Source organism: Flavobacterium sp. MMLR14_040 (assembly GCF_033657265.1).
Classification (GTDB): Bacteria; Bacteroidota; Bacteroidia; order Flavobacteriales; family Flavobacteriaceae; genus Flavobacterium.
Genome location: NZ_JAWVWO010000008.1, coordinates 103,205 through 126,585, shown reverse-complemented (window position 1 = coordinate 126,585; position 23,381 = coordinate 103,205). Strand labels below are relative to the sequence as shown.

The window sequence follows — 23,381 nt, the reverse complement described above, 5'->3', positions numbered from 1 at the left end:
TTACAAATCCTGCGCATTAGCAATTAACTCTGCAATATCCATTACTTTCACTTGTCCTTCTTTTTCCTTATGTTTAATACCATCGGTTAACATTGTATTACAGAACGGGCAACCTGCGGCAATAATATCCGGTTGTACTTCTAAAGCATCTTCGGTACGCAATACGTTTACTTCCTTGTTTCCTGGTTCTGCATCTTTAAACATTTGTGCTCCACCGGCTCCACAACATAATCCGTTTGCTTTTGAGCGTTTCATTTCGACTAATGCAACATCCAGTTTCTGAATTAAATCTCTTGGCGCTTCGTATACTTTATTCGCTCTTCCTAAATAACAAGGATCGTGAAAAGTGATTTTTTTTCCTTTAAACTGTCCGCCTTCAACAGTTAATCTTCCATCATCAATTAATGACTTTAAAAATTCTGTATGGTGAATTACTTCGTATTGACCTCCTAATTCAGGATATTCATTCTTTAAAGTATTAAAACAATGCGGACAAGCTGTAACAATTTTTTTAGCTTCATAAGCATTTAGAACTTCAATGTTCATCATAGCCTGCATTTGAAACAAAAACTCATTTCCTGCTCTTTTTGCCGGATCTCCAGTACAGCTTTCTTCAGTACCAAGTACAGCAAAAGAAACGTTTGTACGATTTAAAATACGTACAAATGCTTTTGTAATTTTTTTTGCTCTATCATCAAAACTTCCTGCACAACCCACCCAAAACAAAACTTCTGGCTGTTTTCCTTCGGCAAGCATTTCTGCCATTGTTGGTACTATTAAACTTTCTGACATCTTTTTTTTTTGTTTAATCGGCTAATCGTTAATTTGGTTAATCGATTTAAAAACCAAATTCATAATAAACCGAAATTTATTTTATCTAATTATTAAACAGTTACACAATAACCGATTCAACAATTAAAAGTATAATTTTAATTTTCGTTTTTCCAGTTCAAGCGGTCTTGCTGGCTGTATTGCCATGGTGCACCATTGTTTTCTACATTGGTCATCATCGCATTCAATGACATTGGCGCAGCACTTTGTTCCATCACCAAATAACGACGCATATCCATAATAATAGATAACGGACTGATATTTACCGGACATTCTTCAACGCAGGCATTGCATGAAGTACATGCCCATAACTCTTCAGGAGTAATATAATCGTTTAATAATGTTTTATTATCAGGAACAAAAACACCTTTATTGGCATCTATATTTTTTCCTACTTCCTGCAAACGGTCTCTTGTATCCATCATAATTTTACGAGGAGACAATTTTTTACCCGTTTGATTTGCCGGACATGCAGATGTACAACGTCCACATTCGGTACAAGTGTAAGCGTTTAATAACTGTACCCAGTTTAAATCCTGAACATCACTTGCACCAAATTTACTTGGAGCTGCATTTTCATCAACCGGAGCTGCAGCAAACGGGTCAGCATTAGGATCCATCATTAATTTCACCTCTTTTGTAACTGACTCTAAATTATCAAATTTCCCTTTCGGGTTTAAATCTGCAAAATAAGTATTTGGGAATGCTAAGAGAATATGTAAGTGTTTGGAGAAGTATAAATAGTTCATAAAAACTAAAATACCTGCAATGTGCAGCCACCAAAATACTTCAAATAAAATTACCACCAATTCATTGGACATTCCATTAAAAATAGGCGCAATGAATTGACTTACCGGAAAACTTCCCGCTTTATGAAAAACTCCACCCGGTACATTTTGTAAATGATAATCAGATGCGTTCATCAATAAAAACAAAATCATTAAAACTGTTTCAAAATACAAAATGTAATTTGCATCACTTTTAGGGAATCCTTTTAAATCTGAATGTATAAAACGTTTTAATCGGATCAGGTTTCTTCTTATCCAAAAAACTGTTACTGCAAAAATGACAAGGAAAGCCAATATCTCAAAAGAAGCAATTAAAACATCATAAACTACACCTAAAAAAGGAGCAAAAACTCTATGAGTTCCAATTAATCCATCAATGATGATTTCCAGTAATTCGATATTAATAATAATAAAACCCAGATAAACAACAATATGTAATACACCCGCTACCGGACGTTTCACCATTTTAGATTGTCCAAGCGCAATCAAAGCCATGTTTGCCCAACGCGCCTTCGGATTGTCTTTTCGATCTACATCACCTCCTAAATTAATGTTTCGGATAATTTTTTTTACACTCGTCGCAAAAAAACCAAAACCAGCTATCAGAAGTATAGCGAATAAAATATTGTCTAAATAACTCATTCTTTATTATTCTTAATTATTTTTTGTCAGTCGTTTTTGCATCATCTGCAGGCGCAACGTATGGTTTGTTCTTCTTTCCAAAAAGAGAAACGTTCACATAACGTGTTGGGTAAAGGCGAACATCCTGCAATAACAATTCTAATTCTTTTGAAGTTTTAGAAAGGTTATTATACAAAGCATCATCGTTTAATAATTTACCTGCTGTACCTTTTCCTGAGTTTAGGTTACTCATAATTCCGTCAACTTTAGCCAAAGTCTGGTTTAGGTTTCTCACTGTTTTACCTAAATCTGCTTTGTTTAAAGAATCTGATATTTTATTGAAGTTACTTGACATTTTATTGAAATTTGTCACAACTCCGTTAATCTGACCTTTGTTTGTATCTAAAATAGAATTTAAACTTCCTGAAGCTCTATGAAATTGTTCCATAGTCTCGCTCAGTTCTGACAAAGATTTTTTAAGATCTTCCTGCCCTTTTTTATCCAGAACATTATTCAATCCTACAACCAGTGTATTAATGTTCTCAAGCATTAAATTTAATTTTGCCTGAATTGGCTCAATTTTACCTCCTAAAGATTCTGTTAATCCTAATTCTACTGCAGCTTCTAAATTTTGTCCATCAACTGCAGGATCTTTATCTGCAAGATTAGGAATAATTTTGATTTGTTTTCCTCCAATTAAACTTGGAGAATATAATGCAGCTTTACTCGTTTTAGAAATTGGAAAATCAGTTTTTAACTGAAGTTCTACTAATAATTTCCCTGTAGTTTCATTGATTGTAATTTTACTTACTTTACCAATCCCAAGTCCGTTTAAAGTCACGGGTGCAGATTGTGGTAAATCTTCAACATTATCATATTCAACATATAATGTTTGGTAATTTGTAAAAAGGTCTTTGCCTTTTAAAAAACTATAGCCCCAAATAAATAATAAAATTGACGCGATAACTAATATGGCCGTTTTAATCTCTCTTGTTATTTTCAAAATTCTAAGTGTTTAGTACAAAATTAATATAAATATTCGAACTTGTTGCTATTATTTAGTTGCGTCCTGAATACTGATTTTTTCTCCATCTTTGTAAGCAATTAAAAAAGCCGCCCCATACCCTTTACCTTTAGCCTCTTGCAGATATTTCTTTGCAGTTTCGTAATCTGAGGTTTCCTGATAAAAATACTTATATATATTGTTTTCAAATAACATCGTTACATTTTTAAGCCCTTTAAAGTTTTTAGGTTCTAATGGAGTCTTTTTAATGCTCGCTATAAGCTGTACTTTAAAGATAGTACCTTTTGGAGCATTTTTAACTACTGTAGGAGTTTCAACAGCTTTAGGTTTTGCTGTCGAAGTATCTTTTACCGGTCTTGTATCAGCTTCTGGAACTCCATTACCGAAATACTCCCTTTTATAACTTATAATTGCCTCTGCAATAGCTTTAGCAATATCATCCTGCCCTTCTTCAGAATTTAAAATATTTCCTTCTGTAGGATTAGAAACAAATCCTGTTTCTACCAATACTCTTGGCATATACGCTTTATGAAGTACCATAAACGGAGCTTGCTTTACTCCGCCCTGACGTAATTTTTTTCCTAATCTGTCAAAATTATCTTCAATTTTACTGGCTAATGAAATACTATTGTCCAGATATTCTTCCTGCATTAAAGTCATTCCGATCATTGATTCAGGAGAATTAGGATCGAAACCTTCATATTTACGTTTATAATCTTTTTCTAATGTAATTACCGAGTTCTCTTTTTTCGCAGCTTCAAGATTCGACGCAACTTTACTCAAACCCATTACATAAGTTTCGGTCCCGTCTGCAGCCGTATTTTTATTTGCATTACAGTGAATAGAGACAAAAATATTCGAATTTGCACGATTGGCAATATTGGCTCTTTCCACAAGATCGATAAAAACATCAGTCTTACGAGTATAAATAACATCGATATTAGGACTAGCTTCCAGTAATTTTCCAACTTTTAACACAATAGCCAGCGCAATATTCTTTTCGATCCTTCCACTATAAACGGCACCAAAATCATGATCACCGTGTCCTGCATCAAGAGTTACTTTAAATACATTTGTTTGACTGTAAGCGCAAAAAGTTGTTATCGTTAGAAAAAAACTAAAGATTAGTCTAGTTTTGTTAAATATGTTCATAAATCTAAAAGTTAATTTTAATAAAATGCAACAGCTATAATTTTTACAATTGATTATTTTTGACAAAAAATTATATGTAAGTTTGACATGTCAAAAAACAAGCCATACTTTTACAAAAATAGCATTTAAACCTTTGCATACAAACTTATTTAATATCGTTTTATTATCATTTTTCCTAACACTAGGTTGTGGTAAATTATATTCGCAAGAGATAAAATCTAAAAAAACTCCTTTATCAACTGAAAAACAAACAGATAAACCTGAAATTGTTGTTGCAGATACCATAAAGCTGGATACTGTTAGGCCAACAAAGACTTTTTTGGACGGAAAAGTAAAATACAGGGCAAAGGATTACGCGAAAATCGATCAGAAAACAAAAAGAATCACGCTTTATAATGAAGGTGAATTATACTATAAAGATGTTGAATTAAAATCTGGTATAATTGTACTTGATTATGAGAAAGATGAAGTGTATGCCGGCAGGATAAAAGATTCTGCAGGGGTATTAACTCAATATCCAAATTTTAAACAAGGCGCTAGCGAGGTTCAGCCCGACTCTATCCGTTTTAACTTTAAAACAAAAAAGGCTTTAATTTATAATTCACGAACGGAACAAGGCGAATTTAAAATCAAAGCAGCCGTTACAAAAAAAGAAAATGACTCGGTTTACTTTTTAAAAGGTGCCAGATTTACAACTTCTAAAGATATTGACAATCCTGAATATTATTTCCAGACCAATAAAGTAAAATTTATTCCGGGTAAAAAAGTAATTACCGGTTTAACCAATATGGTTATTGCCGACGTACCTACTCCGCTGGCTTTGCCTTTTGCTTATTTCCCGATGAGCGAAGAAAAAAGTGTTTCAGGAATCATTATACCTAGTTATAATGACTCGAATACCCGTGGATTCTCCCTTCAAAATATGGGTTATTATTTTGCTTTAAGCGATAATTACGATTTAACCGTTTTGGGAGATTATTATACAAACGGGAGTTATGCCATGCGATTTGAATCGGCATATGCAACCCGATATAAGTATCGAGGAAATGTCAATATACGTTTTGAAAACCTTATAAACAGCGAAAGAGGTTATCCGGATTATTCTAAACAGAATATTTACAACATTCAGTGGTCGCATTCGAAGGATACAAAATCGAATCCGAATTCCACTTTTTCTGCCTCTGTAAATATGGGTAGTAGTAAATACTTCAAGCAATCTATTAATCAGGCCAACGTTGGATCTAATTTGAACAATACCTTAAGCTCTTCTATTTCTTATAATAAAACTTTTAATACTATTCCGCAAGCCAGAATATCTTTAACGGCGACGCACTCTCAAAATACACAAACCGAAGTAATCAACATGACCTTACCTACTTTACAGGCAAGTGTCGATCGTGTTTATCCTTTTGTTGGTAAAGATGGCGTGAAAAAAGGTTTTATAAAAAACATCAACTTACAATATAACTTAAGCGGTAAAAACAACATTGTAACTACAGATTCATTATTCTTTAAACCACAAATGTTTAGAGATGCACAAATTGGAATGCAGCATTCGATTCCGATTAGTACCAATTTCAAGATATTTAAATATTTTAGTGCCGGAGCTTCTACAAATTATCAGGAAACATGGGTTACCAAAACAATAGATAAGCATTACGACACAAGTCTAAGCCGAGTTGATACTACAACTGTAAATGGTTTTGATGCGTTTAGAACGTATAATTTGAGCACAAATTTAGGTACTACTATTTACGGTACTTTTAATTTTGGTAATGATAAAAAAATACAGTCTATCCGCCACGTAATGCGTCCAACTATCACGTACGCATATACACCTAGTTTTGAGAAATACTATGATACTTATGCAGTAGATGCTTCAGGCAGAATTACAAGCCAATACACACGATTTGAAGGTGGTGTTTATGGTGTTCCAAGCAAGGAAAATTCTAACATCGTGGCATTTGCTTTAAGCAATACCTTTGAAGCAAAAGTAAGAGACAGCGACAGTACAAAAACAGAACCTAAAAAAATAATGTTACTGAACAATTTAAACTTCAGTACAAGTTATAATTTTAATGCTAATGGTAAAGAAACTTTAGCATGGCAGCCTGTTCTTGTAAGTGGTGGAACTCAGTTTTTTGACAATAAAATGAATGTTAATTTTGGGGCAACTTTAGATCCTTATGCCATTGACAACTCCGGAACAAGAATAGATACTTATAACATTGATAATGGTGGAAGTTTGTTTCGAATGACAAGCGCCAACGTAACTTTAAATTATTCCTTTTCGAATAAGGGCACCAAGGAAGAAAACAAACAAAGTGAACGGAACGGAGGTCGTAAAGATGACTTATTTGGTACCAATACCGATTTGAACGATAGCCGAAACAGTCAGTTTGCAAATGAAGAAGACGATGGCGAAGATGTAATAACAGAGTTTTTTAATTCAAAATTACCCTGGGATATGACATTGGCTTATTCATTGACTTATTCTAATGTAAATCGTGAAAACAAAATCACAGGAAATTCTATCATGGTTTCTGCCAATATGGATATTACACCAAAATGGAAAGGCGGAATTTCTACGGGTTACGATTTTGTACAAAATGGAGTTACGTTTACGCAATTTCGTTTTGAAAGAGATTTATTAAGCTGGAGAATGGCTTTTAACTGGAGTCCATTGGGAACAAATTCTAACTGGAATTTCTTTATCGGAATTAAATCTGGTGTTCTTAGCGACATTAAATGGAATAAACGAAGTACTTCTAATCGATAATAAAATCGTATTTTAGATCAATAATTTTCTCAGCCATTATTCTAATGGCCGAATAATCTATTTTGGTATTTAACAATCAATTACTATGAAAAAAATAATTTTTACAGACAAAGCACCTGCTCCAATCGGACCTTATAATCAGGCTGTATTATCAGGAAATACACTTTATGCTTCTGGTCAAATTGCAATAAACCCTGCTTCGGGAGAAATCATTACTGATAATATCAATGACGAGACAAAACAAGTAATGGAAAACATTGCAGCCATTCTGGAAGCTGCAAATATGACTTTTGAAAATGTTGTAAAAGCAACTATTTTCATTATGGATATGAACAATTTTGGCGCTATTAATACGGTTTACGGATCTTATTTTAACGAAAAAACCGCTCCAGCTCGTGAAACGGTTCAAGTGGCTTGTTTGCCAAAAAATGTAAATGTTGAAATTTCTATAATTGCAGTGCAATAGCATTTAATAATAATTGTGCCGTTGCTTCGTTTGTTGCCAGCGGCACATTATGTACATCACAAACACGAATTAGCATATTAATATCGGCTTCATGAGGATGACTAGACAATGGATCTTTAAAAAAGAAAACCATTTGTGTAATTCCTTCTGCCACTCTTCCTGCAATTTGTGCATCTCCGCCTAAAGGTCCGGAAAGCATTCTTTGAGTTTTAAAACCAGCAGCCTCAGCTTTTCCTCCAGTAGTTCCTGTACCAATAAGCTTTATTTTTTCATGATGTAAAACTGCTTCATTTTTAATTAAAAAATCAATTAAATCTGCTTTTTTACCATCATGTGCAATAATAGCAATCTCCATAAAACCTGAACTATTGGTTAGCAACATGGTATGCAATCAAACCATCAATAGGACGTCTTAAAACATTCCCTAACTGAAGTTCATATTTATCAAATGTTTCTTGTAATTCATCTTTTAGATAAAAAGCAATAGAACCTACAAAATGAACAGGAACTTCTTTACAATTATCAAATTGTTTGATATAGTTTTTAACGAAAGATTTCATTCCTTTGAAAATGATTTTTCTGCAGAATTCTGTATCCTTATGTTTGATTAAAAACTTAGCAAAAGTCGCTAAATATGCATTTGGATTTGGCTCCTTGTATAATTTGTTTTTAATATAATCTGCATCTAAATTATATTCTTTTTCAAATTCAACTGCCAATTCTTTAGGCATTTTATTGAAATAATATTTTCTGATTAATTCTTTTCCGAAAACATTTCCACTACAATCATCCATGGCAATATAACCTAATGACTGTACTTTTTGATGCAATACTTTTCCATCAAAATAACTACAGTTTGAACCTGTTCCTAAAATACTAACAATTGCTTCTTCTCCTTTTGGAGTTGTAGCGTAAACTGCTGCATAAGTATCTTCGTGAACTTCAACAATAGCGTTATTAAAATATTCCTGGAATATTTGCGAAAGTGCAGTTTGCATTCTTTCTGTTCCACAACCTGCTCCGTAGAAGAACAAATGTGTTGCGTTTTTTTTATTTTGCAGAATATCAAAACGATCATTTAATCTTGAAACAATTTCAGGACCGTCAAGAATTTCAGGGTTTAATCCCAAAGTTTGTGTCGTGAATAATACTTTTCCATTATCATCAATTGCAATCCAGTCTGCTTTTGTAGATCCACTATCAACTATTAATTTCATTTTTTTTTAGTTTTTGGATTTAGTTTTTCTTCATCAATTTAAAAGTGTATTTTTTACATTAATTAAAGTCAAAACAAAATAAGAAAATCCCGTTACCTTGAGATAACGGGATTTGCCAAATTTATACAATATTATTTTAAACCTGCGATATGCACAGATAAATCGATCAATTTAGAAGAGTATCCGTACTCATTATCGTACCAAGATACTAATTTAAAGAAAGTTGAATTCAAACCAATTCCTGCAGTAGCATCAATGATTGAAGTTCTTTTGTCTGAAATGAAATCCTGAGATACAACTGCATCTTCAGTATATCCTAAAATACCTTTCATTGTAGTTTCAGAAGCATTCTTTAAAACAGCCATAATTTCTTCATAAGAAGTTTCTTTAGCTACTTTTACAGTTAAATCTACTGTAGAAACGTCAGCAGTAGGAACACGGAAAGCCATACCTGTTAATTTTCCATTCAATTCAGGAATTACTTTTCCAACTGCTTTTGCAGCACCTGTTGAAGAAGGAATAATATTGATTGATGCTGCACGTCCACCTCTCCAGTCTTTTCTAGAAGGTCCGTCAGCAGTCATTTGAGTTGAAGTTGTAGCGTGTACAGTTGTCATTAAAGCTTCTACAATTCCAAAGTTATCATGAATAACTTTAGCTAAAGGAGCTAAACAGTTTGTTGTACAAGATGCGTTAGAAACTACTATATCAGAAGCTTTTGCAGTTTCGTGATTTACTCCCATTACAAACATTGGAGCATCTGCAGAAGGAGCAGAAATAATTACTTTTTTAGCACCCCCTTTAATGTGCTCATTTGCAGTTTCGATAGTTGTGAAAATACCAGTACATTCAGCAACTACATCAACATCAACTTCATTCCATTTTAAGTCAGCAGGATTTCTTTCTGCAGTGATACGGATATTTCTTCCGTTTACATAAAGTTTTCCTTCTTTTACTTCTACAGTTCCGTCAAAACGACCGTGAACTGAATCATATTTTAATAAGTAAGCTAAGTGATCTACATCTAATAAATCGTTGATTGCTACTACTTCTACATTATCTCTATTGAATGATTCTCTAAAAACGATTCTTCCAATACGTCCAAATCCGTTTATTCCTAATTTTACTTTTGACATTTTACTTAATTTTTGCTTTTGTTTTTATTACACTAATTTAAAGTCTAATTTCCTCACAATAAACTTCATTCCTTTTTTAAACTTTTATCTTTTTATGTCGACATGATGTCAGACACTCTTAATAATTCTCTGTCAATCTCAGATTTTCCTTTAATAGCTTGTTCTAATGGAGTCAGGGTTACTTTATCCTGCTGTAAACCAACCATATAATTAGATTTACCTTCAATTAAAGATTCTACTGCTTTTACACCTAAACGGCTTGCAAGAACACGATCAAAACAAGATGGAGAACCACCACGCTGCATGTGTCCTAAAACAGAAACTCTTACATCATATTCTGGTAAATTAGCTTCAACATAATCTTTTAATTCGAATACGTTTTTACCAATTTTATCTCCCTCAGCAATAACAACTATACTCGATGATTTTCCTGAAGCTTTACTTTTTTGAAGAGAGTCAAGCAATCTTTCTAAACCTAAATCTTCTTCAGGAATAAGGATTTCTTCGGCACCAGCTCCAATACCTGCATTTAGAGCAATATGTCCTGCATCTCTACCCATTACCTCTACAAAAAATAGTCGGTTATGCGAACTTGCAGTATCTCTAATTTTGTCAATACAATCTACTACAGTATTCAAAGCAGTATCATATCCTAAAGTATGACTTGTACCAAAAATATCATTATCAATTGTACCCGGAATTCCCATTACAGGAAAATCAAATTCTGAATTAAAAATCAAACCTCCGGTAAAACTTCCGTCTCCGCCAATTACTACAAGAGCATCAACTCCTGCTTTTAAAAGGTTTTCGTGTGCTTTTTTTCTACCTTCCGGAGTTCTAAACTCAGTAGAACGAGCTGATTTTAAAATCGTTCCTCCTTTGTTTACAATATTATTTACACTTCGGGGACCCATTTCTTTGAAGTCTCCTTCGATCATTCCCTGATACCCTCTATAAATTCCTATGCATTCTATATTATGATAAGCACATGTTCGAACAACTGATCGTATTGCGGCATTCATTCCTGGTGAGTCTCCCCCTGAAGTTAGAACACCAACTTTTTTTATTGTTTTTGGCATTATTTAAGTATTAAAGTGTAAAATTAGCAAACATTCACCACTTTACAGATGGTAATTGTCATAAATTAATAAAATATGTTAAATTCAAACGTTTTCGTTAATAAGTTTTTTGATATAAAAAAATTCATTTAAAATAATAAAAGGCACATATTTTAATTAAATCCTTAAAATTAACAATACATAAATGAAGTGTTATAAAAATCCGGATACAGCTGATTTTCAAAAAATTATTAATTTATAAATTTAGCATAAAAAAAACCATTATAAAAATGGTTTTAAAAAAGTTAACAGTTCACAGACTAATAATCGTTATCGTCCGGAATATATCCCTGATTATTTCCTGGCTGCGTCTTTGGTTTTTCTTCGTCTTTTTTATTCGGTTTCTTTTTATCCTTCTCTTTTTCTTTTGAACTTGAAAAATTCATATAATCGGGATTTACATAAGAATCCGGCAAATCATCAGGAGAAGTTTTTAAGGCTTTCTCTAATTTATGGTTTTTGAAAATTTTATTGACCAGTTCACTAAAAGTATCAAAATCTACTTCATACGAAATACCAACTCCTTGCGTGTATCCAATTCCCTGCCCTACATAATTAATATCATTTTCTTTATTGAATAAACGAAGGTTCATAGATCCGTCTTCATTTACGCGATAAAGAATTTCAATATCTCCCACAATTGCAGATTCGTTTACACCTCCAACCGGAACTCCAAGTTTTCCGTTTATGGATATTTTTTCATTAATCTGAGAAGATATATTAGCAACAAACTGACCGTCGGCTTCCTGACCAATTCGTTTGTCTGCAGATACAAAATTCAAATCAATATTAAATTTATCATTATCTGATTTAATAATTCCGCCCAGTAAACTTGCGGCAGTTTCTGCAAATGTTCCGGATAAATCACTTTGATTAAATCCATCCGGGCTCATAAACGAACCTGTTGACAATAGATACAATGCCTGCGTTTGGCGCACATCTTTATCGTCTAACTTATATTGTATTTCTGATTTTAAAACATTACTTACAGATGGAAACTGAATATCAAAATTAGGTTCCGGGCTTGTTAAATCTCCTCTTAAACCAATAACAACTTCTACCGGCACTTTTTTATTAAAAGAGGAATTATCCAGTAATACAGCCGGATTTGCCGTGGTTCTATAAACGGCTTCTAAATTCAACTGGGCTTTCATCGGGTTACCTTCCCAAATAATAGATCCACCTTTTTTAACGGCGAATTTTTTATCGATTAAACCTCCGTACTTAAAGTTATAAGTTCCTTCGTATGCCTGGAAATCTCCCCACATATTAAATTTACCCAAGGTATTGATCTTAAACAATAACGAACCGTATCCTTTTCCTTTCATACCATGACCGGAATTTCGATCCAGGATTACTTCTACTTCGGCATCGGGCGTGATATCAAAATCAAATTCCAGTTCAAGTCCGTTATAATTACGGGTTCGCTCAACAATACCATTTGCTAGATTATATTTTTCTTTTGGCGTCACGAAATGTATCCAACTGCTCTCTCCTACACTTTGTACATTATTAATAGGTATCTTAACTTCTGTTCCTTTTTCAGATTTAGCATCTACCTTAATAAATAAACTTTCTGTTGGTCCTTTTATACTTGCTGTACCATTAATAAATGCTGTACCAAAATAAGCGGCATCGTCACTGTCTTTTGTATCAAGTGCCAATAATCTTTTGGAAGTTATGGTTAAATCTAGTTTCCAATCACCAAAATTATGATGCTCAATACTTCCGTTCAGTAATCCTTTTGTACCGTATTTAGTATCTGTTAACTGATTATTTCTAAACAAAAACTTTTCATCGGTTAAATCAATAACTGTTCGGTCACTTAATTCATAATCTGTATTAAGGTACGGAATTGTCATTCCTGCTTTTTCTACATATAATCTACCATTGATTTCTGGTTTTTTAAGATTCCCTACAACTGCAGCATTTCCAGATACACTTCCTCTAACATTCGACAAAACATCTCCTCCTACCGTTCCTAAAGTTGCCAGATTAAATCCTTCGAGTTTTAGCTTTAAATCAAGAAAAGTCTCTTTGTTTTCGATCGCAAAATTTCCGTTGGCACTAAACGATTCCGTAAAACCATTTTGTATCGACGAACTTATGGTGAATTTTTTTAGGCTCTCATCTCCGGAAATATCGAAATTCAATGTTCCTAATTCCGTTTTATTTAAGTTAAGATGATCAATAACAATAGACGCCGTGGGCTGATAAACATCTTTGTTCTGTTTAAAATTGACTCTTCCGTTCAAATTACCATTAAACACAAACTTCGAGGTGAGCGGCGTAATTTTATTGATATCAACATCTTCAAAATTCAGCACCAAATCTTTATAATCGGTGCCTTTTATAACTCCGTTTAAGTCAATTTTCTGATCTTCGTGCGACAGAACAATATTGTCTATATTAAAATTCCTGAAGTTTTTATCAAAAACAATCTGATTATCCGATCCGTCTTCTTCATTTAAATACCATAAATAATCTTTAAATTTCATCTCCGATTTTTTGATACCCACAATATTATTTTTGTTTTTATCAATGGTATGGTACAAGTTCATATTAAAATAATCGTTGCCCTTTTCGCCTCCTTTAAACTCGGAGCGAACAAATAACGTATCTTTTGAAGTTACGTTGATTAAATTAAAATCACGGATTTTATAATAAGGCGTTTTAATACTATCCAACTCTATAAATGCATTATAAAGCGGATTTTTATTATCGATATTGATTCTGATATTATCAAAAGTATTTTTTGCCGCCGTAATTTTTTGCGATTTAAATCTAAACTTAAATTCATTTAAATCGGCATCAATTCGTCCGCGCACCACAGTTGATGAATCGATATTAATTTCAGGATAAAGCATTTCGACAACTTTATCATAAACATGAAAATTGAAACGCAAAAACTGTCCTTTTTTAATTTTATAAGGCTTATAATTGGTATAAAGACTTCCTACTGAATTCATCACCAATTTATCTAACTGAGCAAACTGAAATTTACCTACAATTTTACCGTTTACTACATCCGTAGAATTTATGGTTATGGTACGCAATTTATCAGCGTCAAAACTAGAATTGATTGTTACTTCATCAAAAGCATAAGTAGACTTTGGATTTTGATATACAGCATCTTTTATATAAATATTTCCCTGAAGATTTTCGATAGAATTTCCTGTAACTTCAACAACTGCATCACCTTGAAAATGAGAAATAGAGTCGTTTACAAACTTCAGTTTTTTCAAATCAGCGTTTTCAACATTGATGTGGAAATCATATTTACTTTCACGCTTGCTCAAATCGACTAAACCATCAAATGTTAAAGTCAAATTAGGGTCGTTTACAGAAATTTGTCCTTTATAATAAGGCAATTTAAAATTACCATTTACTACAATATTATTATAAGTGTATTTATTATAATCCAGTTTTGCAATATCACCTTTTATGATTGTGTTTAGATATTTCTCTGTAAAACCAACACCATCAACATCTAAATTTAAAGTAGTTTTACCCAGATCCTTTCGCTGTAATAATGCGCCAACATCGAAATTATCCAAAATAATGTTTCCCGAATAAGAAGCTTTATCAATAAAATCCATGTTGTTCAGATGCAAATCTACCTGACCATTTCCTAAATCTGTCGCAATTTTAAAATCACTTTCCAATTCTGTTGTCGAAACATTTGCTTTTCCAACAATATTAAATTTACCAATTCGCTTAAGCTCTTTAGGAAGTTTTTTTCCTAAAACAATTGGCATCAAAACCACTAAATTATCATAGCTGGAAGTTAATCTGTCAAACTTTCCCTCCATGGCAAACTTTTGCTCTTTTGTACCTAAAAGATTTCTGAAATTAATGTTTCCGATAATTCTTGAACCGTTTGTGTCCGAAAGTCTAAGCTTTTTTAAATTAAGATTATTAAGCGTTCCTTTTATCTTAGATCTAAGTTTAAAATGTTGGTTTTTACCTAATCCGTCATAAAAGTAACGAATATCATTGGTAGCAATCGAGGCCGAATCGACCGCAACATCAAACTTAACTTTATCTGTAAAAGCAAGAAAATCTCCTGGCTTGTAATTTAAAATTGCTTTACCATAAATTGATGATCTTTTGGTTTTTATGGCTAAATTTTCAAGCTTAATCTGTTTTTTGGTATAACTGAACTTCGCCGCCAGATTAGAAACATACAAACCTCGATGATCCAGAAAAGAAAACCTGTGAATGGTCGTATTTACATCCGGACCATATAATTTGAAATCACTGATGTAAGCATTAAGCTTTTTAAAATCAAGAAAATGTGGGTTTTTCTTATTTTCATCCACAACCGAGAAAGTACCTTTTGAGATATAGGCATTTTTGGCTGTTAGTAAAAAATGCTTATTGGTTTTTGAAGGCTTATCAGAATCAAATAAGCGAATAAATTTATTGATATTGTTTTCGTTTTCGCCTTTGTAGGTTTTCAAATTAAAAATCAAACCTGTTAAACGAAGATCGCCGAAAATCAAATCACCATCAAGAAGTCTTTTAATACTTAAGATATCAGTACTGATAATGTCCGAATAAATTAAAGTCTTTTTGTGATGATCGCGAATCAGGACCGTTTTTAGCTTAACTCCGCCAAAAATATTGATAGCAACTTTATCTACCGTAATATCTGTTTTAAAATCTTCGTTCAAAGAATTTGTAACATATCGTGCAATTTTAGTTTGCACAATAGGCAATGAGAGTGTTATAGCCAATGCCAACAAAAGTAAAATTAACCCAATTAGGGTTCGTGATATTATTTTCTTTACTTTTTTGATAGCTCTTTAATTTTAGTTTTCTTTTAAATTTACTTTGAACAGACAAAGAACGACTGTTTTTGATAAAAATTCTTTAATTTTGGCTTCTACTTCAATCAAAGAAATTTAAAAATTTGATTTGTCAAATATAATCCAAAATTCGTGCCTTTATATGCAAAATTCAGAGGTTTTTATTCTTGCCATCGAAAGTTCTTGCGATGATACTGCGGCTGCAGTTTTACATAACGATAAAGTACTTTCAAATGTTGTGGCTAATCAGCTAATTCATAACCAATACGGAGGCGTTGTTCCTGAGTTGGCTTCGAGAGCACATCAGCAAAATATCGTTCCTGTAATTGATGCTGCACTTCGCAAAGCAAATGTACAAAAAGAACAATTAACTGCCATTGCCTTTACACAAGGACCAGGATTGATGGGTTCTTTATTGGTAGGAAGTTCTTTTAGCAAATCACTTTCATTAGCATTGAACATTCCGCTAATTGCTGTAAATCATATGCATGCCCATATTTTAGCCCATTTTATTGATGAAGAAGGTTTTGATAAGCCCGAATTTCCGTTTTTGGCCCTGACCATTAGCGGCGGCCACACGCAAATTGTAAAAGTGAATGGTTTTTTTGATATGGAAATTATTGGTGAAACCACTGATGATGCTGTTGGAGAAGCTTTTGACAAGAGCGCTAAAATTCTCGGACTTCCTTATCCCGGCGGACCTTTGATCGATAAGTATGCCAAAGAAGGAAATCCAAAAGCTTTTGCTTTTACAAAACCAAAAGTGCCCGGACTGGATTTTAGTTTTTCTGGTTTAAAAACAGCCATTTTATATTTTATTCAGAAGAAAAAATTAGAAAACCCAAATTTCATCGAAGAAAACCTGAATGATATTTGTGCTTCTATTCAACATACAATTATCGAAATTTTGATGGACAAATTAAAATTAGCGGTAAAAGAAACGGGAATTACACAAATTGCCATTGGCGGCGGTGTTTCGGCAAATTCGGGAATCAGAACGCGTTTGAAAGAAAGCGAAAGCAAATACGGCTGGAAAACTTTTGTTCCGAAATTTGAATACACTACAGATAATGCTGCCATGATTGGAATTGTAGGATATCAAAAATATTTATCAAATCGCTTTGAAACTCAGGCAGTAGTTTCAAAAGCACGAATTCAATTTTAATTATGCAATTATTTTACAATCCCGATATAGATGAAACGACTGAAACTTTTTCTTTTGATAAAGAAGAAAGCCGTCACATAATAAAAGTTTTACGCAAAAAAGACTCTGATATTCTTCACGTTACAAACGGCTTAGGTTTAGTGTTTGAAACTGAAATTACACTGGCTTCAGACAATAAATGTATCGTTGAAGTACTTTCAATAAAAAAATCTCCGGAGCCAAAATTCCGTTTGCACCTTGCGGTCGCGCCAACCAAAATGAACGATCGCTTTGAATGGTTCTTAGAAAAAGCTACAGAAATTGGCATTCAGGAAATCACTCCTGTTTTTTGCGATCGATCTGAAAGAAAAGTAGTTAATAAAGAACGTTTCGAAAAAATCATCCTTTCGGCGATGAAACAATCTAATGAAACTTATTTGCCGAAATTAAACGAGGCAATTTCATTTAAGGAATTCATCAAACAAAAAAATGAAGGTTTACAATTGATCGCACATTGCGAAGAAACTGATAAAAAATCATTGAAAGAAGTTTTAAAACCAAACGAAAACGTAACAGTATTAATTGGTCCCGAAGGTGATTTTTCTGAAAAAGAAATTGCATTGGCCATAGAAAATAATTTTCAGCCGGTAATGTTAGGAAATACACGTTTACGTACTGAAACGGCTGCTGTCGTGGCGTGTCATAGTGTGGTGTTTTTTAATGAAGTTCCTAATTAAATCGTTACTAATCGTATAGCTTTGTCATTTCGAGAAACGAGAAATCACACACGTGGCTCGACAAAGATTGAACACAATCTTGTCATTTCGACGAAGGAGAAATCTCCGCAAGTAGCTCCGTTTCAAATATTTCCAATCTTTGTCGAGTTTCTAACGGAGATTTCTCCTCCGTCGAAATGACAAAAATGTCGTAAATCATTTATAATTTATAATTACATGAAAAAAATATTTTACTTATTATTCCTTATTTCCCTTCCCTCGTTTTCACAGGAAATTGCTTTGCTAAAATACAGCGGCGGAGGCGATTGGTATGCAAACCCAACCTCTTTGCCTAACTTAATTCAGTTTTGTAATTCAAACATCAATACAAGAATAAAAGCGAAACCATCAACGGTTGAACCTGGAAATCCTGATTTGCTTTCGTATCCTTTTGTACACATGACGGGTCACGGAAATGTGGTTTTTAGCGATGCTGATGTCGAAAACTTAAGAAATTATCTCACGGGAGGAGGTTTTCTTCATATTGATGATAATTACGGAATGGATCAATATATTCGAAAAGAAATCAAAAAGATATTCCCAAATAATAATTTGATTGAGATTCCTGCCAATCATCCTATTTTTCAAAAACCATTTCCTTTCCCGAATGGTTTGCCAAAAATTCACGAACACGATGGGACACGTTCTCAGGCTTTTGGCATTTTTATCGAAAACAAACTGGTTTTATTATATACTTATGAATGTGATTTGGGTGATGGCTGGGAAGATGCAGAAGTACACAATGATCCGCTCGCAGCAAGAGACAAAGCGCTAAAAATGGGCGCCAATATTATCAATTATATTTTTACCAATTAATAGATAAAATGCAGCTTACTCCCATGGCTAGCACGGTTTCACATTTTTAATTCTCAATTTTTAATTTTTAATTCTTATAAAGTGCAGCTTACTCACGAAGAAAATCAATTTGAGCGAAAAACATTTCCCATAACTTTGGTTTGTGATCATATTTATTTTCAACAAAATATTGGTTCTCTTTTTAGAATTGCCGAAGCTTTTGGCGTAGAAAATATTATTTTTTTAGGAAAAGATATTCCGCTGACTCCGCGAAAAATCAATAAAACATCAAGAAGCACACATCTTCATGTACCGCATACTGTAATCGAACAAACAACGGATGTTGTTGATTATTTAACTTCAAATAACTTCGAAATTATTGCCCTCGAAATTGCAAGCAACAGCAAACCTCTTAAAGAAGTTACAATTCTTGACAATCAGAAAATTGCATTGATTGTAGGAAGTGAAATTGACGGAATTTCGAATGAACTTTTAAAAATTTCGAATCAAATTGTACACATAAATATGTTCGGAAAGAACAGTTCGATGAATGTTGTGCAAGCCGCAAGTATAGCTTTGTACGAAATTACTTCTTAATATTTTTTGTTAAATTTTTGTAAGAACTAGATTATATAAGGGATTGTAAAATTCTCACAAATAATTATTTGTAAATATTTTGCTACGTAAAACTTTTGTTATAAAATTGTGATATTGTTTAACTAATCAACAATATTATAACAAAAACCCCTATTATTATGAAAAAAGTTTTTTTATCCGCAGTTACAGCCCTGTTGCTGTTTTCTTGTCAAAATGACCAAACAGAATCAGGAGATTCAAATGTAAGTGCAATTGCCCACAGAGGATGTGCAACTCAGGAAGTTTTAGAAGCACAATTAAAAGCTGATCCTACATTAGCTATTAGAATGAATGAAATTGAAGCTTTTACAAACACAGCTTTGCTTACAGGCAAACTTGTAAATGGTAAAGTTCAAATTCCGGTTGTTGTAAATGTTTTATACAGAACTACTGCTGAAAACATTTCGAATGCACAAATTCAAACACAAATCGATGTATTAAACAAAGATTTTAATGCCTTAAACTCTGATTACGGAAGTGTTCCTACATTATTTGCTGGTGTTAAAGCAAATGTTGGTATTTCATTTGTTTTAGATCAGGTAATCAGAAAATCGACTACAAAAACATCTTGGGGAACAAATGATGCCATGAAAAAAACGGCTCAGGGAGGTCTTGCACCAACTTCTCCAACTACAAAACTTAACTTATGGTCTTGTACTATTGGTGGAGGAATTTTAGGTTATGCACAATTTCCTGGCGGATCTTCTGCTACAGACGGAGTTGTAATTGATTCTAAATATTTTGGATTGTCTGGTTCTGCAAATGCTCCTTACAATTTAGGTAGAACTGGTACTCACGAAGTGGGTCACTGGATGAATTTACGTCACATTTGGGGAGATGCAACTTGCGGAAGCGATTTAGTATCTGATACTCCAACGCACAATACTGCAAACTATGGTGTACCTGCTTACCCTCATTACAGTACTTGTTCTGGAACTCCTGTAGAAATGACTATGAACTACATGGATTATACAGATGATAATGCAATGTATATGTTCTCTAACGGACAAAAAAGCAGAATGGCTGCGATCTTCGTAACAGGAGGTCCAAGAGCTGCATTTGGAATCTAAAAATATATCCTTACGGTATAATTAAAGCGAGATAGACACTATCTCGCTTTTTTTGTTTTACCGGCAAAATCCCAAAGCTTTTTCCTATATTTATAATCTAAAACTGAATCATGATCACATCAAAAATTATTTCTAACGGGATATTACGCGCTTTAACCACTATCTTAGTTGTTGGTATAATTTTATATTTTTTATACGAAATTCAAACTGTAATTGTCTACTTATGTATTTCACTGATATTGTGCTTGATTGCAAATCCGTTAGTACAATTTTTAAAAAATAAACTAAAATTTGGCAACTCGTTGGCGGCAGCAGTAACCATTATTGTTTTTATTTTAATGATGGTGGGCTTTATCTTTTTATTTGTGCCGTTAATAATTGCTCAAGCCAATAATTTATCTCTTCTGGATACCAATCATTTACAAGCACAATTTCTGGAAGCTGAACAAAGCATTGAAGCTTATTTTAATATTCCACATGTAGATTTAAACAAGGTTTTGAAAGATTCTAAAATAACATCCCTGTTTAGCTTTAGTTATTTTACAGGATTTATTAATTCTATTTTAGGCTTTTTGGCCGATATGGGAATGGGATTAGTTTCTGTATTTTTTATTACTTTTTTCTTTATTAAAGATCAGGATGATTTTAAAGCGACAGCCAGAAAAATTTTACCAGATAATAATGAAGATAAAATCATCAACTCTGTTACTAAAATCAATCACTTTTTAACCCGTTATTTTATTGGTTTACTGCTTCAGTTAACGGTTGTTTTTATTTTGTATTTGATTGTATTAATGATTTTTGGAAACAAAAATGCCTTTGTAATTGCTTTTCTGTGTGCTATTCTAAATATCATTCCCTACATAGGACCAATTATTGGAACTGTTTTGGCAGGACTTTTAACGATGATAAGCATGATTGGAAGCGATTTTCAAACAGAGATTTTACCAAGAACAATTTATGTAATTATAGGATTTTTGATTGTTCAGGCAATTGATAATAATATTAGTCAGCCGATAATTTCGTCAAAAAGTGTAAATTCGCATCCGTTAGAAATATTCCTGATTACTTTAATTAGCGGAATTACTTTTGGAATAGTGGGAATGATTATCGCTATTCCGGTTTTTACAATGGTGAAAGTAATTTTGAAAGAATTTTTTCCTGACAACAAAATTGTCTCTGTATTAACTGAAAGAATTTAGAATTGAACACTTCTATTTTACAACTCAATATTCAAGAATTTATTACCCAAAATAGTGGTGTATCGATTACAAAATTAGCGCTTCAAAAAAACCCTTTTCCTGAAGTAGAATGGATTTCAATTTTAAATCAAATTGAAGCCAAATCAAAAGCAAAAGACAAATTACCAACTTGGTTTTCAACAGAAAATATAATTTATCCGAGCAAAATTTCGGTAGAACAAACCTCATCTGAAAAAACTGCGGCTTACAAAGCTTCTTTAATTTCGGGTGAAAGTTTAATTGATCTTACGGGAGGTTTTGGTGTTGATGATTATTATTTTTCTAAGAACTTTAAAACGGTTGCACATTGCGAAATAAACGAAGATTTATCTGAGATTGTAAAACATAATTTTGAGCAGTTACAAGTAAATAATTGTACATTTTATGCTGATGATTCTTCAACTATTTTAAAAAATTCAGAACAAAAATGGGATTGGATTTATATTGATCCATCACGAAGAAATGATGCAAAAGGTAAAGTTTTTATGCTGAAAGACTGTTTACCAAATGTTCCGGAATCTTTACATTTTTACTTCGAAAAAAGTGATTCAATTTTAATTAAAACAGCACCTCTATTAGATATTTCGGCAGGTTTATCTGAGTTGAAATTCGTAAAAACCATTCATATTATTGCTTTGGAAAATGAAGTAAAAGAATTGCTTTTTGAAATTCACAATCATTATTTTGGGGAAATAAGGATAAAAACAGCGAACATTTTAAAAGATAAAACTGAAACTTTTGAATTTGTTTTGGGCGATCAGTTAGATTTGCCTTTTTATCATTTACCACAAAAATTTCTGTACGAACCCAATTCGGCCATTATGAAATCTGGTGGTTTTGATGAAGTTAGTACTTCTTTCGAAATAAATAAATTGCATAAACATTCTCATTTATATACTTCTGATGAATTGATAGATTTTCCGGGAAGAGCTTTTGAAATCGAAAAAGTAATTTCATACAGCAAAACTGACATGAAAACAGAACTCTTAAATCAGCAGGCCAATATTACCACGAGAAATTTTCCGGACACAGTAGAAAACATCAGAAAAAAATGGAAAATAAAAAATGGAGGAAATTTGTATTGTTTTTTTACAACAGATAAAAATGATAACAAAATAGTTTTAATTTGCAGAAAAATAACTGAAAAATGAAACAACTAATTACATTAACTTTTTTTCTATTAACCTTTACTGCTTTTGCCCAAAAACCATGTGAATACAGTGCAAATGTATCTGATTCTATTGGTACTTACAAAGTTACAAACGAATACATGATTAGCGAGAAAAACTTTGGAGGAACTTCAAATTATGTATTTTTTTCTCTGGCGCAAACTGATGGTTTGCCAACCTTAAACCTGCAATTGATTCAAAAAAGCAAAGATTTTGTAAAAGCAAATTGTTTTGACAAAAACTCAAAAGTATTTTTACAATTACAAAACGGTAAAATTGTAACGCTAATTCATATCGATCAGGAAAACTGCGGAACTCTTATTCGAGATAAAGAATATAACAACAGGGTAACTACCGGAATTTTTATGTTTATGAAAGATAATTTTGAAGAACTAAAAAAATCTCCTGTTACGATTATGCGAATCAAATATTTAACTGATATCGAAGATTATATCGTAAGAAGCGAATTAACTTCTGAAATGAACAAAAAAGTATATCATCCGGATACGTACTTCATGGAAAACATTAGATGTGTTGAATAACTATTCGCTATTTCTTATAAAAAAACCATTCCGCAAAACGGAATGGTTTTTCAATTTTAGCCTGA

General features: G+C 32.7%; 19 protein-coding genes. 10 read left to right on the top strand and 9 right to left on the bottom strand.

Annotation, left to right across the window (positions count from 1 at the left end; genetic code table 11):
* From SD960_RS12660 to SD960_RS12645, 4 genes are all read right to left on the bottom strand, one after another.
* On the bottom strand, nucleotides 1-792 hold the full coding sequence (locus SD960_RS12660) for a (Fe-S)-binding protein (protein WP_318803583.1): 792 nt from the start codon (nucleotides 790-792) through the stop codon (nucleotides 1-3).
* A 137-nt stretch (nucleotides 793-929) separates the two neighbouring features.
* Nucleotides 930-2,261 (bottom strand): (Fe-S)-binding protein, encoded by a 1,332-nt coding sequence (locus SD960_RS12655; RefSeq protein WP_318803581.1) that lies wholly within the window; start codon nucleotides 2,259-2,261, stop codon nucleotides 930-932.
* Between the two features lie 16 nt (nucleotides 2,262-2,277).
* On the bottom strand, nucleotides 2,278-3,243 hold the full coding sequence (locus SD960_RS12650; RefSeq protein ID WP_318803579.1) for an MlaD family protein: 966 nt from the start codon (nucleotides 3,241-3,243) through the stop codon (nucleotides 2,278-2,280).
* Nucleotides 3,244-3,294: 51 nt separating this feature from the next.
* Nucleotides 3,295-4,416: an N-acetylmuramoyl-L-alanine amidase gene (locus tag SD960_RS12645; RefSeq protein ID WP_318803577.1), complete on the bottom strand. Its 1,122-nt coding sequence runs from the start codon at nucleotides 4,414-4,416 to the stop codon at nucleotides 3,295-3,297.
* Between the two features lie 82 nt (nucleotides 4,417-4,498).
* Here SD960_RS12645 and SD960_RS12640 point away from each other — a divergent pair, with 82 nt between their 5' ends.
* Nucleotides 4,499-7,195, top strand: coding sequence for a putative LPS assembly protein LptD (locus tag SD960_RS12640; RefSeq protein ID WP_318803575.1), 2,697 nt, complete (start codon nucleotides 4,499-4,501; stop codon nucleotides 7,193-7,195).
* Nucleotides 7,196-7,280: 85 nt separating this feature from the next.
* Nucleotides 7,281-7,661 (top strand): RidA family protein, encoded by a 381-nt coding sequence (locus tag SD960_RS12635; protein WP_318803573.1) that lies wholly within the window; start codon nucleotides 7,281-7,283, stop codon nucleotides 7,659-7,661.
* Here the strand turns inward: SD960_RS12635 and SD960_RS12630 are convergent.
* From SD960_RS12630 to SD960_RS12610, 5 genes are all read right to left on the bottom strand, one after another.
* Nucleotides 7,642-8,016 carry a methylglyoxal synthase gene (locus SD960_RS12630; RefSeq protein ID WP_302097419.1) on the bottom strand — a complete coding sequence of 125 codons (375 nt, stop codon included), beginning with the start codon at nucleotides 8,014-8,016 and terminating at the stop codon, nucleotides 7,642-7,644. The genes SD960_RS12635 and SD960_RS12630 overlap by 20 nt on opposite strands.
* Nucleotides 8,017-8,026: 10 nt before the next feature.
* Nucleotides 8,027-8,878, bottom strand: a complete 852-nt coding sequence (locus tag SD960_RS12625; RefSeq protein WP_073395115.1) for an N-acetylglucosamine kinase — start codon at nucleotides 8,876-8,878, stop codon at nucleotides 8,027-8,029.
* A gap of 131 nt (nucleotides 8,879-9,009) precedes the next feature.
* Entirely contained in the window at nucleotides 9,010-10,014 is a 1,005-nt protein-coding gene (gap, locus tag SD960_RS12620; protein WP_302096867.1) for a type I glyceraldehyde-3-phosphate dehydrogenase, read from the bottom strand.
* A gap of 92 nt (nucleotides 10,015-10,106) precedes the next feature.
* Nucleotides 10,107-11,093: a 6-phosphofructokinase gene (pfkA, locus tag SD960_RS12615; protein WP_318803571.1), complete on the bottom strand. Its 987-nt coding sequence runs from the start codon at nucleotides 11,091-11,093 to the stop codon at nucleotides 10,107-10,109.
* 299 nt (nucleotides 11,094-11,392) lie between these two features.
* Nucleotides 11,393-15,880, bottom strand: coding sequence for a translocation/assembly module TamB domain-containing protein (locus SD960_RS12610; protein WP_318803569.1), 4,488 nt, complete (start codon nucleotides 15,878-15,880; stop codon nucleotides 11,393-11,395).
* A gap of 205 nt (nucleotides 15,881-16,085) precedes the next feature.
* On the opposite strand from SD960_RS12610, the gene tsaD reads away from it, so the two are divergent.
* The 8 genes from tsaD to SD960_RS12570 all read left to right on the top strand — a co-directional run bounded on the left by tsaD (nucleotide 16,086) and on the right by SD960_RS12570 (nucleotide 23,316).
* Nucleotides 16,086-17,108, top strand: coding sequence for a tRNA (adenosine(37)-N6)-threonylcarbamoyltransferase complex transferase subunit TsaD (gene tsaD / locus SD960_RS12605; RefSeq protein ID WP_318803568.1), 1,023 nt, complete (start codon nucleotides 16,086-16,088; stop codon nucleotides 17,106-17,108).
* A gap of 2 nt (nucleotides 17,109-17,110) precedes the next feature.
* Entirely contained in the window at nucleotides 17,111-17,824 is a 714-nt protein-coding gene (locus tag SD960_RS12600) for a 16S rRNA (uracil(1498)-N(3))-methyltransferase (protein ID WP_318803566.1), read from the top strand.
* Nucleotides 17,825-18,040: 216 nt separating this feature from the next.
* Nucleotides 18,041-18,679 (top strand): DUF4159 domain-containing protein, encoded by a 639-nt coding sequence (locus tag SD960_RS12595; protein WP_318803563.1) that lies wholly within the window; start codon nucleotides 18,041-18,043, stop codon nucleotides 18,677-18,679.
* A gap of 81 nt (nucleotides 18,680-18,760) precedes the next feature.
* The gene (locus SD960_RS12590; protein ID WP_318803560.1) at nucleotides 18,761-19,255 is read left to right on the top strand and encodes a TrmH family RNA methyltransferase; all 495 of its coding nucleotides are present in this window, start codon (nucleotides 18,761-18,763) and stop codon (nucleotides 19,253-19,255) included.
* A gap of 158 nt (nucleotides 19,256-19,413) precedes the next feature.
* On the top strand, nucleotides 19,414-20,364 hold the full coding sequence (locus SD960_RS12585; protein WP_318803558.1) for a zinc metalloprotease: 951 nt from the start codon (nucleotides 19,414-19,416) through the stop codon (nucleotides 20,362-20,364).
* A gap of 110 nt (nucleotides 20,365-20,474) precedes the next feature.
* Complete coding sequence (locus tag SD960_RS12580; RefSeq protein WP_318803556.1) at nucleotides 20,475-21,566, top strand: AI-2E family transporter; 1,092 nt, start codon at nucleotides 20,475-20,477, stop codon at nucleotides 21,564-21,566.
* Nucleotides 21,567-21,568: 2 nt separating this feature from the next.
* Nucleotides 21,569-22,756 carry a THUMP-like domain-containing protein gene (locus SD960_RS12575; protein ID WP_318803553.1) on the top strand — a complete coding sequence of 396 codons (1,188 nt, stop codon included), beginning with the start codon at nucleotides 21,569-21,571 and terminating at the stop codon, nucleotides 22,754-22,756.
* Entirely contained in the window at nucleotides 22,753-23,316 is a 564-nt protein-coding gene (locus SD960_RS12570) for a hypothetical protein (RefSeq protein WP_042565064.1), read from the top strand. Before SD960_RS12575 ends, SD960_RS12570 begins: the two co-directional genes overlap by 4 nt.
* The last annotated feature ends 65 nt before the right edge of the window (nucleotides 23,317-23,381 follow it).